This is a genomic window from Oligella ureolytica DSM 18253 (genome assembly GCF_000373745.1).
GTDB lineage: Bacteria > Pseudomonadota > Gammaproteobacteria > Burkholderiales > Burkholderiaceae_B > Oligella > Oligella ureolytica.
Genome location: NZ_KB892282.1, coordinates 19,035 through 34,445 on the forward strand (window position 1 = coordinate 19,035; position 15,411 = coordinate 34,445).

The 15,411-nt window shown below is 44.6% G+C and carries 16 protein-coding genes and 1 riboswitch; of the genes, 11 read left to right on the plus strand and 5 right to left on the minus strand.

From position 1 onward, the window contains the following. Window positions 1-79 precede the first annotated feature (79 nt). The 3 genes from B092_RS0101790 (at window position 80) to B092_RS0101800 (ending at window position 2,221) form a co-directional block, all read left to right on the plus strand. Window positions 80-394, plus strand: a complete 315-nt coding sequence (locus B092_RS0101790; RefSeq protein WP_040608005.1) for an ArsR/SmtB family transcription factor — start codon at window positions 80-82, stop codon at window positions 392-394. Between the two features lie 127 nt (window positions 395-521). Beyond that, the gene (locus B092_RS0101795) at window positions 522-1,865 is read left to right on the plus strand and encodes a Na+/H+ antiporter family protein (protein ID WP_018573533.1); all 1,344 of its coding nucleotides are present in this window, start codon (window positions 522-524) and stop codon (window positions 1,863-1,865) included. A gap of 50 nt (window positions 1,866-1,915) precedes the next feature. Further along, a complete protein-coding gene (locus tag B092_RS0101800) occupies window positions 1,916-2,221 on the plus strand; it encodes a monooxygenase (protein WP_197933407.1) in 306 nt (101 codons plus the stop codon). A 41-nt stretch (window positions 2,222-2,262) separates the two neighbouring features. On the opposite strand, the gene metF is transcribed toward B092_RS0101800, so the two are convergent. From metF to metK, 5 genes are all read right to left on the minus strand, one after another. Continuing rightward, complete coding sequence (gene metF / locus B092_RS0101805) at window positions 2,263-3,117, minus strand: methylenetetrahydrofolate reductase [NAD(P)H] (RefSeq protein WP_018573535.1); 855 nt, start codon at window positions 3,115-3,117, stop codon at window positions 2,263-2,265. Window positions 3,118-3,125: 8 nt separating this feature from the next. Then, window positions 3,126-3,464 carry a phage holin family protein gene (locus B092_RS0101810; RefSeq protein WP_018573536.1) on the minus strand — a complete coding sequence of 113 codons (339 nt, stop codon included), beginning with the start codon at window positions 3,462-3,464 and terminating at the stop codon, window positions 3,126-3,128. Between the two features lie 14 nt (window positions 3,465-3,478). Then, window positions 3,479-3,820 carry a phage holin family protein gene (locus B092_RS0101815; protein ID WP_018573537.1) on the minus strand — a complete coding sequence of 114 codons (342 nt, stop codon included), beginning with the start codon at window positions 3,818-3,820 and terminating at the stop codon, window positions 3,479-3,481. Window positions 3,821-3,886: 66 nt separating this feature from the next. Next, entirely contained in the window at window positions 3,887-5,317 is a 1,431-nt protein-coding gene (gene ahcY / locus B092_RS0101820; RefSeq protein WP_018573538.1) for an adenosylhomocysteinase, read from the minus strand. 84 nt (window positions 5,318-5,401) lie between these two features. Further along, a riboswitch (S-adenosyl-L-homocysteine riboswitch) is annotated at window positions 5,402-5,495 on the minus strand. A gap of 67 nt (window positions 5,496-5,562) precedes the next feature. Further along, on the minus strand, window positions 5,563-6,726 hold the full coding sequence (gene metK, locus B092_RS0101825; protein ID WP_018573539.1) for a methionine adenosyltransferase: 1,164 nt from the start codon (window positions 6,724-6,726) through the stop codon (window positions 5,563-5,565). Between the two features lie 439 nt (window positions 6,727-7,165). On the opposite strand from metK, the gene nirK reads away from it, so the two are divergent. The 8 genes from nirK (at window position 7,166) to B092_RS0101865 (ending at window position 15,234) form a co-directional block, all read left to right on the plus strand. Further along, complete coding sequence (nirK, locus tag B092_RS13475; protein ID WP_018573540.1) at window positions 7,166-8,341, plus strand: copper-containing nitrite reductase; 1,176 nt, start codon at window positions 7,166-7,168, stop codon at window positions 8,339-8,341. Between the two features lie 141 nt (window positions 8,342-8,482). Further along, window positions 8,483-9,598 (plus strand): SCO family protein, encoded by a 1,116-nt coding sequence (locus B092_RS0101835; RefSeq protein ID WP_018573541.1) that lies wholly within the window; start codon window positions 8,483-8,485, stop codon window positions 9,596-9,598. Window positions 9,599-9,606: 8 nt separating this feature from the next. Next, window positions 9,607-10,098, plus strand: coding sequence for a copper chaperone PCu(A)C (locus B092_RS0101840; RefSeq protein WP_018573542.1), 492 nt, complete (start codon window positions 9,607-9,609; stop codon window positions 10,096-10,098). Window positions 10,099-10,136: 38 nt separating this feature from the next. Continuing rightward, on the plus strand, window positions 10,137-11,390 hold the full coding sequence (locus B092_RS0101845; protein WP_018573543.1) for a YncE family protein: 1,254 nt from the start codon (window positions 10,137-10,139) through the stop codon (window positions 11,388-11,390). A 161-nt stretch (window positions 11,391-11,551) separates the two neighbouring features. Then, a complete protein-coding gene (locus B092_RS0101850) occupies window positions 11,552-12,532 on the plus strand; it encodes an ABC transporter substrate-binding protein (RefSeq protein ID WP_018573544.1) in 981 nt (326 codons plus the stop codon). A gap of 3 nt (window positions 12,533-12,535) precedes the next feature. Next, window positions 12,536-13,342: an ABC transporter permease gene (locus B092_RS0101855; protein WP_018573545.1), complete on the plus strand. Its 807-nt coding sequence runs from the start codon at window positions 12,536-12,538 to the stop codon at window positions 13,340-13,342. Further along, window positions 13,335-14,039, plus strand: coding sequence for an ABC transporter ATP-binding protein (locus tag B092_RS0101860; RefSeq protein ID WP_018573546.1), 705 nt, complete (start codon window positions 13,335-13,337; stop codon window positions 14,037-14,039). The genes B092_RS0101855 and B092_RS0101860 overlap by 8 nt, the downstream gene beginning before the upstream one ends. Further along, a complete protein-coding gene (locus tag B092_RS0101865) occupies window positions 14,032-15,234 on the plus strand; it encodes an NnrS family protein (protein ID WP_018573547.1) in 1,203 nt (400 codons plus the stop codon). Before B092_RS0101860 ends, B092_RS0101865 begins: the two co-directional genes overlap by 8 nt. Window positions 15,235-15,411: the final 177 nt, after the last annotated feature.

Genomic DNA, 15,411 nt, shown 5'->3' on the forward strand with positions numbered 1-15,411 from the left:
ACCACTAAGTCGAAACTATTACCAAACTTTTTTCTCGACTTCCAATTCAGAATATTCTAAATTAGCAACCAAATACATTATGAACAAACAAGTTATATCGTTAGATGCGTCGATAGAGGCGTTAGCTAAAGAAGCTGCAGACTTTATCAAGACGCTAGGCAATCAGCATCGCCTTTTAGTGTTGTGCCTGCTAGTTGAAAAGGGAGAGCTCAATGTCGGCCAAATCCACCAGCACTCCAGCCTCAGTCAATCTGCGCTCTCTCAGCATATTGCCATCATGCGTGATGAGGGCCTAATTTCCTATAGACGAGAGGCTCAAACCCTTTATTATCGCATTACGGATGATAGAGTGTTCAAAATCGTTTCCGTACTAAAGGATATTTTCTGTCCTTAATAGGTCGTTCTATTGATTAGCACACAGTTTTTTCTGTTATCTATCAAGTATTTAAAACATTAACTGCGTTGCTTACGGTATCATTCATGCTTCACAATCAAACATACCTATCTTTGCGGAGTTTTGCATGAATGCTGTAATCGTCGCCGTTCTCATCATGTTGATCTTGTCACTAGCACGAGTTCACGTTGTCTTAAGTCTATTAATTGGTGCAATAGCAGGTGGCTTACTTGCCGGTATGGGCCTGGAAGCCACATTAGATGCCTTTCAAAAAGGCCTCGCCAATGGCGCTCAAATTGCCCTTTCTTATGTCATGCTGGGTGCTTTTGCCATGGCCATTGCCTACTCCGGCCTACCGCGCACTATTGCCAATGTCATTATCAATCGTTTAGATGGTGCTAAAAGCAAAGGCAACCGCATCAAATGGGCTTTAATCGGTATGCTGATTGTGATGGGAATTATGAGCCAAAACCTGGTTCCTATCCATATCGCTTTTATTCCGCTGATTATTCCTCCGCTAATCGTTGTTTTTAACCGCTTACATATCGATCGCCGAGCAATTGCCTGCGTGCTGACCTTCGGATTAGTCACAACGTATATGTTCCTGCCTTATGGCTTTGGTGACATCTTCTTGAATCAAATTCTTTTAGGCAATATCAACAAAGCCGGTCTAGATACCTCAGAGCTGAATATCATGACCGTGATGACTATCCCGAGCATCGGCATGATGATTGGATTATCTATTGCTTTATTTATCAGCTATCGCAAGCCCAGACATTACGAAAACAGAGCAATCAGCAGCGCAGGAGAAGCTGATAATGCAAGCTTAAACAGCCAGGATAACGGTACAAAGCAAAAATACAATAACGTGGTTGCTTTAATCGCTATCGTGGCCTCATTCGCTATTCAACTCAGCACGGGCTCTTTATTATTAGGAGCCATGATTGGATTTGCTCTCTTTATGGCGTTTGGCGTGATTCATTGGCGTAAAGCAGATGCTGTTTTTAATGATGGCTTACGCATGATGGCCATGATTGGTTTCATTATGATTACCGCTCAAGGTTTTGCTGAAGTGATTCAATCCACCGGCCATATTGATAGCTTAGTTCACGCATCTGCAGAGGTGTTTGCAGGCAATAAAGGTTTAGCTGCTATGGCTATGCTATTTGTGGGCTTAGTTGTCACTATGGGTATTGGCAGCTCTTTTTCCACCTTACCCATCATTACATCCATTTATGTTCCTATCTGCATGGCAATGGGCTTCTCAGCTGCCGCAACAGTCGCACTTATTGGCGCTGCAGGCGCATTGGGAGATGCCGGTTCGCCTGCTTCCGACTCCACCCTCGGCCCGACCATGGGTTTAAACGTAGACGGTCAGCACAACCATATTTATGACTCCGTCATCCCGACTTTTATTCATTTTAATATCCCATTATTAATCTTTGGTTGGATTGCAGCCATGGTACTATAAGCCTTAGAGGTTCGAGTTAATCAATATCTACTTAGCGTCTTTTGGAGAATATGATGAGTTTTATTTTACAAGTGGACTTCCCATTTGATGGTCCTTGGGAATCTGCAATGACTGTTGCTATGCGGGAGTTGGCTGAATCCATCAACCATGAGCCCGGTTTTATTTGGAAGCTCTGGACTGAGAATAAGCAGCAACAGCAAGCCGGTGGGATCTATCTTTTTGATAGCAAACACAATGCGCAGCAATACTTAGAAAAACACAGCAAACGCCTACAACAGGGTGGCGTTCAGGAAATACGTAGTCGGATATTTGCTGTTAATGAAGAGCTCTCAACGCTCAACAAAGCGCCACTTTGATATAAAAATTGAGCCCTTAAAAATAAGGGCTCATTCTACGACTACTTAGCTTCTAGTTCTCGCCAGATTTTTAATACCGGTTCTGCTTGGTTTAAGCTATAGAAGTGAATACCCGCTGCACCCCCACTACGCAGATTATCACACATTTTGGTCACCACCTCGTGACCAAAGGCTCGGATAGATTCAATATCATCACCATAACTCTCTAAACGCTTAGCAATCCAACGAGGAATTTCCGCGCCGCACATCTTTGAGAAGCGAGCTAATTGGGTATAGTTAGTAATCGGCATAATACCCGCAATAATAGGGATATCAACCCCTTTGGCTTGCACCCGATTAACAAAATCCCAATAGGCATCGATATTGTAGAAATACTGCGTAATCGCAGCATCTGCGCCTGCTCTGACTTTTTCTACAAAATGATCGATATCATCATTAAAACTACCGGCCTGAGGATGCATCTCCGGATAAGCTGCAACACTTATATCAAACCAATCACCGCTATGCTCTTTAATCAAACGCACTAAATCAACCGCATAACGTAAAGGCGAGTGCGATAAGCCCATCCCTGAAGGTAAATCACCACGCAAAGCGACCACTCTGCGCACACCCTTGTCCTTATAAAAGTCCAGCAGCTCGATAATTTCTTCCGGCTGACTACCAATGCAGGCGATATGAGGAACCGCTTCGTGGCCTAACTCCTTAACCATAAGAAGGGTCTCAGTCGTACCGCTACGAGTCGATCCCCCTGCACCATAGGTCACACTAATATAAGCAGGATCAATTTCAAGTAACTGCTTTGTGGTACCGACAAGTCGTTCACGCCCTGCTTGTTCGCGTGGAGGAAAATACTCTAAGCTGAAAAAACGAGAATCTGATTTTTCTGGCATACTCATATGATTATTTATCTCAAGAAAATATAGCTTAAGACAGAAGAGATAATGGAATATAGAATTGGCGCCACGAAGAAGGCTAACGCCCCTCTGACCTCAAACCCTTTTAATATCTTACTGACAAACCAAAATAAAAAGGCATTGATTACCAGCAAGAAAAGACCTAAAGTCAATACAGTAATAGGGATTGTCAAAATCACTAAGACCGGTTTAACTAAGGTATTGACAAGCGCAAGTACGGCAGCAGCTATAAAGGCTGAGAAGTAATTCTCAATATGAACGCCCTTAAGTAGATAAGCCACTATCATCAAGGCAAAGCCATTTAACAGCCAAACAATCAATAAATCCATGGGGTACTCGCGCCTTATATTTTAATCAAGATACTTGTCATGACGTAGGTAATAACTGAATAGATAACCGCCCCTAACAAGGCCCAGCCAAAACCGTCGACTTGAAAGTCTCTCAAAATACTGCCCACAAACCAGAACAACAAGGCATTAATCACTAATAGGAATAAGCCCAAGGTCAAAATAGTCACCGGGATAGTCAGCAAGACTAATACAGGCCTGACAATCGTATTAACCAAGCCAAGCACTAAGGCTGCAATCAATGCCGAGCCAAAACCCGCTACATACACGCCAGGCAGTATATAGCTTACAAAAATCAATGCAAGTGCATTAATAAACCAAGCAATAATAATTCCCATTGAGCTCTCCTACTGTTAATTAATTTCTAATAGTATGAATGGTTCGGGCAGATTATTCCTATACGATTAGTAACGGTAGTGGTTTGGCTTATAAGGACCATCCACCTCGACACCGATATACTTCGCTTGCTCTTCGCTAAGAGTCGTCAGGTTCACACCCAGTTTTTGTAAATGGAGGCGAGCAACTTTTTCATCCAGATGCTTAGGTAACACATAAACTTGGCCACTTTCATACTTGTCACCATGGCAGAACAATTCAATTTGAGCGATGGTTTGGTTAGTAAATGAGGCTGACATAACAAATGACGGGTGACCGGTAGCACAACCTAAGTTAACCAATCGACCTTGTGCCAGCAAGATAATACGCTTACCGTCAGGGAATATGACGTGATCAACCTGTGGCTTAATCTCTTCCCACTCTAAGGACTCTAAACTGGCAACATCAATTTCATTATCAAAGTGACCGATATTACATACGATCGCTTCGTTTTTCATCTGATCCATATGTTCACGTGTAATCACATGATAGTTACCGGTTGCGGTAACAAAAATATCACCCTGAGATGCCGCTTCTTCCATGGTCACTACTTTGTAGCCTTCCATGGATGCTTGTAGCGCACAAATCGGGTCAATTTCAGTCACCCAAACCTGAGCACGTAGCGCTTGGAGTGCTTGTGCACATCCCTTACCCACATCACCAAAACCGACAACAACGGCAATTTTTCCGGCGATCATCACGTCCGTCGCACGCTTAATACCATCAACTAAAGACTCACGGCAACCGTATAAATTATCAAATTTAGATTTAGTAACGGAATCATTAACGTTAATTGCCGGGAACTGAAGCTCGCCCTTTCTGGCCATTTGATACAAGCGATTAACACCGGTCGTCGTTTCTTCGGTGACCCCTTTGATTTGAGCCAAACGCTCTGAATACCACGTATTGTCCTCGGCCAATTTCTTCTTGATAGAAGCAAATAATGCTTTTTCTTCTTCGCTAGACGGATTGTCTAATACAGATGGGTCTTTTTCAGCTTTTGCGCCAAGGTGTAATAAAATCGTCGCATCACCACCGTCATCTAAGATCATATTGGCCTGCTGATCAGCACCACCCGGCCAGTTAAAAATCTCATGGCAGTATTCCCAGTACTCATCTAAGGTTTCACCCTTAACCGCAAAAACCGGAATGTTTTGTGCAGCAATAGCGGCGGCAGCATGGTCTTGTGTTGAGAAGATATTGCAAGAAGCCCAACGAACCTCAGCACCTAAGGCAACGAGTGTTTCAATTAATACACCTGTCTGAATGGTCATATGTAAGCTGCCGGCAATACGAGCACCTTTTAAAGGCTGGCTGGCGGCAAACTCCTCACGAGTCGCCATCAGACCCGGCATCTCGGTCTCTGCAATTGATAACTCACGACGGCCCCAATCAGCCAAGCTAATGTCTTTAATAACGTAATCCTGGGTTCTGATATCTGTATTAAGATTATCGGCCATTTGAATACTCCTAAGTATGTTGAAAATAAATATAAACTTTGGAGTCAGTAGACACAAAAAAGCCCACCAACTCTGCATGTAGAGAAATGGTGAGCGCCGTTTTGCATAGATTGCATAAATTATGAACACTAAACGAGCCTGGCAGATATAGAAATCTGTCGCAACGCCCCTCGTCTGTGTAAGGTGCTGATAAGTATAACATAGATGACTTTTTATATAAAAAGTCATCTACGCATAGCGAATTATTAAAGCGCTGCTTTTAATGCAGAGACTTTGTCCAGCGCTTCCCAAGTAAACTCCGGCTCATTACGACCGAAGTGACCATAGGCTGCTGTTTTGCTATAAATTGGTCTTAGCAGATCAAGCATCTCAACAATCCCGCGAGGCCTTAGGTCAAAATGCTGACGGACTAACTTAGCGATTTCGTCATCAGGCAAGACACCTGTACCCTTGGTGTATACCGTGATATTAATCGGCTCAGCAATACCGATAGCATAGCTAACCTGTACTTCACACTGACGAGCTAAACCGGCAGCTACAATGTTTTTAGCCACATAGCGCGCAGCATAAGCAGCAGAACGGTCAACTTTGGATGGGTCCTTGCCTGAGAAAGCACCACCACCGTGTGGGCAAGCACCGCCGTAGGTATCTACGATAATTTTACGACCGGTTAGACCGGCATCACCCTGAGGCCCACCGATCACAAACTTACCGGTCGGGTTGACAATATATTTCGTATTTTCAGTGATTAGTTCCGCAGGTATGCTCGGCAGAATAATCTCGCTCTTAACCAACTCCTTGAGCTCAGCTTGCTCAATATCCGGATGGTGTTGAGTAGATACTAAGACCGTATCAATCTCCGCAGGCTTGCCATCAATGTAACGGAAAGTAACCTGAGCTTTGGCATCAGGACGCAACCAAGGCAGGCGGCCATCTTTGCGCAGCTCACTTTGACGCTGCATAATACGATGCGCATACCAAATAGGCGCAGGTAAGAAATCTGCTGTCTCGTCACACGCATAACCGAACATCAAGCCTTGGTCACCGGCACCCTGATCCAAGATATCCTCAGCAGAGCGATCAACGCCCTGAGCAATATCCGGTGATTGTCTATCATAGGCTACAAGCACAGCACATGTTTTGTAGTCAATACCAAACTCCGGATTATCGTAACCGATTCGCTTAAGTGTCTCGCGAGCAACCGCTTGATAATCCACATTGGCCGTTGTTGTAATCTCACCTGCCAATACGATTAAACCGGTACTGCAAAGCGTCTCAGCAGCCACGCGAGCGTTAGGGTCCTGCTCTAAAATAGCATCAAGAACTGCATCAGAAATTTGGTCGGCAACTTTGTCCGGATGACCTTCAGATACTGACTCTGAAGTAAATAAAAAATCATTATGCGCCATTTTAAGTAGCGTCCTTTCTATTTTAAAAAATCAAACCATTAGAAAATTATCTCAGTATTGTATACCAATTGCTACGTTCTAATCACTAAGACTTAAAATCGTGCCCTTTTCCTACCATTCCATTTAATACAGAACAAGTGAGTATATAAAGTCTGCCAGACGTTGATGCACAAACAACAACTTGATCCAAGTCAAGGTTTTTCCTTAGTTGCGCTTGATTTTAATAGGGTTATCCCGTATCACTTAAATAAAGATACATATTAAATACATCTTTACACAATTGCTGCATTTTTAAACATATGCTTACAATTGACGTATTTAGTTAAGGTCTCTTTAGGTTTATGATTAGTCGTAACGTTTTAAGTTTTAAGCACTTCATCGTTTGAGGTGAACAGCATAGTAGTACATCACAACTCATCCTTTTTTTGAGGACATAACTATGAATAAAAAACTATTATTAATCGCGTTAGCAGGCACGATGAGCTTAAGCCCTTTTGCTATGGCACAGGACATGACTCCTCCAGTAAATAAAGGCGGCCTACCGGGTTATGAAGTAATTGCAGCGCCAGACGTTGAAAACCTACCACGTGTGAAACAAAAGCTGGTCAGCCCTCCTTTTGCTCCAGAGCATAGTTTAGAGCGTCCTGATGGTCCTCGTATCGTTGAAATTGAAATGTATATTGACGAACGTGAAATTGAAGTTGAACCCGGTGTATTTATGTGGGCCTTTACTTTCCATGGCTCAGTGCCCGGTCCGCTCATTGTGGTACATGAAGGTGACTATGTTGAACTGAAGCTAATTAACCTTTCTAAAAACGAATTAGTACATAACATTGACTTTCATGCAGCGACTGGTGCTCTAGGTGGTGGTGATCTGACCTTTGTAGCTCCGGGTCAAGAAGTCACCTTGCGCTTCCAAGCAACCAAACCCGGCGTACACATTTATCACTGTGCCCCGGGTGGCGCGATGATTCCTTGGCACGTCGTCCACGGCATGAACGGTGCAATTATGGTTATTCCTAAAGAGGGTTTACAAGACGAAGAAGGTAACCAACTCACTTACGACAAAGCGTACTATATCGGAGAGCAGGACTTCTATATCCCTAAAGATGATAACGGTGAATACATTCGCTTCGAGACTGCAGGTGAATCCTACCCTCTTGACCGTTTAGCAATGAACACCCTGGTACCTTCGCACATCACTTTCGGTGACCGTAAGGGCGCTTATACCGGTGATAATGCCTTAACATCCAAAGTAGGTGAAACTGTCTTGCTGATTCATTCTCAAGCCAACCGTTATAGTTACCCGCACTTAATCGGCGGTCACGGTGAGTATGTTTGGGAAAGAGGTAACTTACAAGATAAGCCAGCGACCGGTTTAGAAACTTGGTCTATTGCCGCAGGCTCTGCAGGTGCAGCCATGTACACCTTCAAACAACCGGGCGTCTACGTCTACCTGAATCATAACTTAATTGAAGCAATTAACCTCGGTGCCATGGCAGAAATTAAAGTTGACGGCGTTTGGGACAACAAGTACATGGAACAGATCACCGGAGCTCACGTATTTGAAGAGGGTACTCATAAAAAATGGGATGATATTGCCGCTCAGAAGTAATATTGTTCAGTTTAAAGCTCACTCGCCCATTCCCCATCATGGCCGGTGAGCTTGTATAAACTTTTAAGCTGCTTGGTACTTTATTAACATGACATTTAACAACTAACGCATCGAGCAGCTTTCTATCCTAAGGAGAAATCCATGAGCTTTACACTGCAACGTAAGCGAGACTCTCGGCTGTTTCTCAAACTCTTACTGCTGACAACTGTAGCTATTTTCTCTTTTTACAGTTCCAATGCCAAAGCAGAAACCATCTCTTTTAATTTAGTCGATCAGCATGGTCCGGTAACTCACGAGAGCTACCCCGGCAAATATCTACTCTTGTCAATTGGCTATACATCCTGCCCTGATATTTGCCCAACGACGTTATATGAATACGGCTATGCCTTAAAACACATGCAGCATGCAGATGAGTTGCAACCATTATTTCTCACCATTGACCCGGTCAATGATGAAATTCACCGCCTCAACGCCTACACCCATTATTTTGATGAGCGCATCGTCGGTCTTAGCGGTGAAATGAAAGATATCGAAGACATTGCAAAGCAACTCGGCGCTACATTTGGTTATCGTCTGAACGGTCAACGCATTGATAATCCCGTCCCCGGCCTAGGTTACGAGGTTTATCATAGCGCCATGATTTATTTAATTACTCCTGAACGCGAGTTACTTGATGTCTTTGACTACCAAATTGGTGGTGATGATCTAGTCGAGGTGCTGGATGCTCATTTAAGTAAAGCCGCCACTTCGACAGTTGACGTCGATACTGTACATGTCGATGATACTACCATCATGACGCCAGTGACAGCCAATGCCAGCCAAACAAGCTGCCCCCTACCTGAGGGTTTCAGCGAAGCAAATGAGCAGGTTCACTTATCTGATTTAAATCTGACGATAGACGCTAGGCCCGGTGCTCAACTCGTCAACTTATGGGCTTTATGGTGTGGCCCATGTCGTAAAGAACTACCCATTCTTGAAGAATGGGTGGCCTCTCAACCACCACTTGAGGTCATCACCATTAATGTGGGGGATAGCCTAGATAAAATTGAGCAACTATTTACAGAACAAGGCTTTTACCACCTGCCTAAACACCAAACAGAAGGCTTTGATTTGCTACGCCAACTTGGAGGCCTCGGCTTGCCCTTTAATGCACTCTTTGTAGACGGCAACATTGCCGGCATCAAAAGCGGCATCATTACTGAAACCTCTTCATTAGATCGATATGCGGACTGCGTACAATCTCAGAGACAGTTATAGGAAATATTATGAAACTCACCTTCTTAAGCAGTGGCCTTTTAGCTTTGACTCTCAGTAGCGCTCTGGGTCTGGGTCTAGCCCAAGGCATCAGCACCACAACCACCGTCACCGACTGCGTCATTCAAGAAGTTTTACCGGGAAATGCCATGACCGGCGCCTTTGTCACGTTCAATCATCAGGGTGAAGCAGTAGAAATTGTCGACAGCCTAATCCCGTCCGTATCTGATCAAGTTGAATTACACCAAATGGATATGGTTGATAACGTTATGACCATGGGACCACTGCAAGATACTACGCTCACAACAGGCCAACGTTTTTTCCGTAAGGGCGGCGATCATATCATGATCATGAACATAGCTGAAGACAGCATCCCTCAAATTGGTGACACGCACACCATGACCTTTACATTCAGCAATGGCACAACCGCCACTTGCGATGCCTTGGTCAAATCACTGGATGATGTCATGAAGGAGCATGCCGCAAGCAAAATGGCTCACTAACTAAAAGAAACTCATACCTACAATAAGGGAGCAACTCAATGGATCGTCGACTATTTATTCAATGGCTGGCAAGCCTCGGGGTCACTCTTGGCGCTAGCGGTATCGCAGGAAACGCCGCTGCACAACTACTCAAACCAGGTTCATCGGAGCTAACCCGATTAGGTGTTGGTGATTCTCTCTATCACCCTACAAGATATCTATTTATTGCTGACTCGGACTCTTATTTCATCACGGTTTACGATATTAATACCGCCGAACAGCTCGCTTTATTAAACTTCGGCATACGCCCCCGCACTGTCGAAATAGCGCGTGATGACTCAATGATGATTATCGGTGACTATGAAGTTTCACGACTCATACTCTATGAACTGGAAAGCCGAACACGCAAAGATATCGAACTCCCTTCTCCGCTTTATCAGGCTTTTTTTGTGCCACAGTCTAAGCTTGTCGCTATTGCCTTGCGTGATCAGGTAGGAATGGTTAATTATGAAACCGGTGAAGTTCATATCTACCCGGAACGCTTTGATTCTCAGCGCCGAAACACCCATATTTACGCTTACTATAATCTGCTCTTTAGCTCGTATAGCCAAAACTATTGGATCCTTGATGAGGATAATCCCCGGATATACCGTCATTCCCACTTAGAGCCGCATGATGCGCCATGGGAAACAATTGACCTGTCTGCGCACATTCCTTCCGGTTCAGGTTTAGATGATGGCATTGCCAGCCCGGAAGATTTCATGGTTGCCCTGACCACCAAAGACGGTTCGCGCGGTGTAATTTATTTCCCCGAAGATGGTAAAGTCCTATCTACCGGCCCGATGCATACCGCCGGTTCGACCTACAGGCCTCAAGTGGTACCTTATATTGACTTCTATTCACGTCGAGTCCTTTTTTCCGACTCTTCTGCGCATGTCGTCATGTTTGATTTAGAAAAAAGTGACGAGCCTGAACACTACTACTTGCACGATAAATATCATAAAAACTTCTCGCCACGATTATTCCGTAGCGGTTGGCTAGAGAGCACGTGGATTTTAGGCGGAGACAAGGGCCTGATACTTCAATCTTATGAAGACCCGGAAGACTCAACTTACGTACATTCTCCTTGGGCTGTCGTTGATATGTGGGTCACCGGTGACAGCAAGACCCTCTTGTATACCTTAGATGAAGGCATGCCCATGGTTTATCGACACGATATTCGAACACGCGAAGCCTTGCCCCCAATCCGTATTCGTGGGGTCGTGATGGGTGGTGCATTACGTATGGGAACCAACAACAGTATTTGTTATTAATCCCTTGCCGCGAATTAAGTCGCTGACAAGTGTTTTGTTACGGATTTTTTGCCCCTAAAACGCATATATTGATACTCATTATCAGCCCGATTTGTGATAAAATACATTTCAAATGAACGTTTAAGTTATTAATCATTATTAATCAATTAAAGAGGCTTCTTATGGACCGTCGACGTTTTCTTCAATATGCGGGAGCTGCTGCAATCAGCTCTCAGATCCCTGTTGCGTGGGCCAACACAAGCTCCCCGTTGACGGTTTACGGTCCCACCGCCCTGCCTACGGTCCTTTTAGGAATCGCTGCACAACATCAATCACAAGGTCAAAGCACGATTCAACAAGCCTTTCAGGTTCAAACATGGCGCACTCCGGATATCTTACGAGCCGGTTTAGCCAATGGCACTATTCAGGCAAGTATTGTGCCCAGCTATGTTGGAGTCAATTTGGCCAATCGGGGGATGGATGTCAAATTAGTCAATATTATGACTTGGGGTTTAGTCGATATAGTCGGCCCTAAAGGCAGCGTTCAAAACCTCAAGGATCTGGAAGGCCGTTCTGTGGCCGTGCCTTTACGTAATGATATGCCCGATCTGGTCTTACAAGTCCTATGTAAATTCCAAGGGGTAGACTTCAAAAAAATTCATATCACCTATACTCCTACACCGGCAGAGGCCATGACTTACTGGCTCAACGATCGTGTCGAATTTACGATTCTCAACGAACCATTAACCTCAATTGCGCTCATGCGTGCTCGCAGCAAAGGTGTTGAGCGCGTGTTGAATCTCACTGAGCTATGGCGCGACATCCATGACCATAAGACACAAGGCTTACCCCAAGCAGGCCTCTTGGTGACAAAGTCCTTTTATGAACAAAACACGCTGTTTTTAAAGCAACTACAAGAAGAACTGCAGACTGCCCCGGCATGGGCCTTGGAAAATCCTGCAAAAACAGCTCAAATTGGCAGCAAGATGCTGGACATACCATCGCCTGCCATTAAAGCATCTATCCCTCATGCCCATCTAGCAGCGACTGCTGCGACTGAGGCGCGAGACGATTTAGAACTGTTTTTCAGCGCCCTATATGATATTAATCCAAAAATTCTTGGCGGCGCCATGCCTAAAGATGACTTTATTTTAGCGCTATAGCTTATGTTATTATCCGCCGGTCGTCCGATTCGTCAATCCCGTCGCGTTCAACTATTTTCCTATTGTTGGGCCCTTTGGACTGCCTTGGCAGTGATTGCTGTGGTCTGCGCCTTTTGGCATTGGGGCTCATTAATGCTTGGCGACATTGTGCTACCGGGACCGGTGACTGTTTTTAAACTGAGCATTGAACTATTACGCAACTATGAGACGGCAGAAATACCTCATACCCTTTTTAGAGCAAGCATTGCTATCAGCGCAGCAGTAGTAACCGGCGTAGCCTTGGGCCTACTCACAGGACTCTCTAAAACCCTCGCCCTGTTCTGCCGCCCCATTATCAGCATCTTACTGGGTACGCCCCCAATTATTTGGGTGGTCCTAGCCATCTTCTGGTTTAGCACCGGTGATAGCAGTGCCATTTTTACTACCTATATCGCCGTCACCCCACTGATGTTCGCTTCTGCCTTACAGAGCATGCTGTCTATTGATCGTAATTTTGAAGAGGTGATGCGCGTTTACAAGGTCAGTTATGTTCGCCGAATCCATCATCTTTACTGGCCTCACCTACTGAATCAACTGCTTCCGGCCTTTAATATTGCCTTTGCGTCCGGTTTAAAAATTGCTATTATGGCCGAGCTACTCGGTACAGCAGACGGTATTGGTGCCCAAATCGGTGTAGCGCGCACAATGCTGGAAACAGATGTGGTCATGGCCTATATCGTGATATTGCTGTTGATTATTTACTTAGTGGAATATTTATTTATCGAACCGCTAAAAATTATTTTCTTACCGTGGGCGCAACGACGTGGCTAGTTTACATCTGCAAAACATCGAAAAAAGTCTGATGGGTGAAACGATTGTTGAGAACTTCAACCTGGACTTAGCAGCTGGTGAAGTGATCTGCTTATATGGGCCTTCGGGCTGTGGCAAAACTACTATTTTACGATTAATCGCTGGCTTAATTAGGCCGGACCGGGGTCAGATTAACAGCGATTTTCAACGCTTACGTTACCTATTTCAAGAGCATCGCCTACTACCCTGGCGTAGCCTGTGGGACAATATTTTATTGACCCACCCACAACCCAACACAGCAAAGACACAAGAGCAGGCACGCTTACTGCTGACGAAACTACATCTTCACCCAGAGGATTACGATAAATACCCGGATGAGCTATCAGGCGGTATGCGACAACGTGCAGCGCTCGTTCGAGCCCTACTCTGCCAACCCGACTTATTGCTTTTGGATGAGCCATTTAGTGCCTTGGATTATGAGTTAAAACTACAACTCTATGACTGGCTGCAAAGCTATATTACCAACGGCATGAGTGTCGTGATGGTCACTCACGATCGCTTTGAAGCGCTTCAATTAGCAGATAAGATTTATATACTGCCACGAAAACCGGCACGCAATCACCGGCTGATCGAGTTAGATCGTCCGCGTGGCCAAAGAGATCAGGAGCTTATCCGACATTATTTAGCACAACCCTTTTGGCAGGCCTATCATGACTAAGATCTCAAAGAAAAAAACGCTATCTGAGCTAGCTCATGATTTTTTAACTAATCCCTTTCGTCTGTTTTTTTTGCTTGCTTCAATCAGCCTTATTCCAATCGCCTGCCTATGGCTAAATGTGAGCCTAACTGCGTACTTTGGTTGGAACGCTTTTAGTTTAAACATTGATCCAATCAGCTACCATGCCTACGGCTATATCAATATCTTTGGTTCCGCTGCATTTGCCGGTTTTGTCATGACTGCCGTACCGTCATGGACTCACTTTATTCGTCCCTTACGCCGTCTGAGTATTTTATGCTTAGTTATCTGGCTTGGTAACGTAGCACTGAGCTTTATCAGCCTACAGAGCAGCGCCCTTTTGATGAGTGTTTTTTGGATTTTACTCACCGCCTTCATCATGATTGCGGCACTTGAAGACCGTAATAATCGGCAAATCAGTGTTTTCCTCATGATGGCGCTGATCACTTCTCTAAATATCGCCTACGGATTGACTGGCGAATGGTTCTATCTTGTCACCATGACTCACGCCTATATGATTGGTGTCTCCCTCATTATTTTCCGGATTGGTATGGCAATGGGTTTTCACTCACTTCAGCAAGCGGGCCCCAAGGCAGAAAAGCTCAGCTATATACAAAATCCCTACTATAGAAATCTAAATATCATTTGTATGTATTTATACGTATTCAGTTTGCTTTTAGTTAACGATACGGTTTTTTCAAGTTGGTTGGCCCTGGCTTCAGGGCTCTCAATGATTGCACGCTTGCGCGATTGGCACCACGCGATTCTCTGGCATGCTTCTTATGTGCGCTGGCACTACCTCACCCTATTGTGTATTGGTGTTGGATATTGCTGGCTTGGCATTAGCGGCATTTTATCGTGGGGCATCCCAACACAGGCGTTGCACTTGATCTTGATCGGCGGTTTTATCTTTATGGTGATGCAAATATTTAATATTGCCGGCCTGCTCCACAGTGGTCGTGAGCTACCGTTTCCCTTGACCAGTCAATGGGCGCTGACAGCCATCTTGTTGGCTGCGATTCTACGTTCGATTAGTTTAAACTTTGGGTGGAACTATGCACTTTTTAGCTTAGCTATTCCCAGTGCTCTATTAATTATTGCCTTTGCTCTGTATATTCCGGTATTTTGGCGCATATTTATTAGCACTGAGGCGGTGCCACCAAGCCCTCGAAGCTAATTTTTATAAGTAATTTAGCATGGGTTAATTTTGGCTATTGGATATGAGTCAATACGACCGGATAAGTTAATTGTCGCTCTATACAAAGGACTGCCCAAAAACTCATTAGCTTAAATCTAACAATTTAAATAGTCATTTCAAGAGGATAAATAGATCTACCACAGAAATTATGGATAG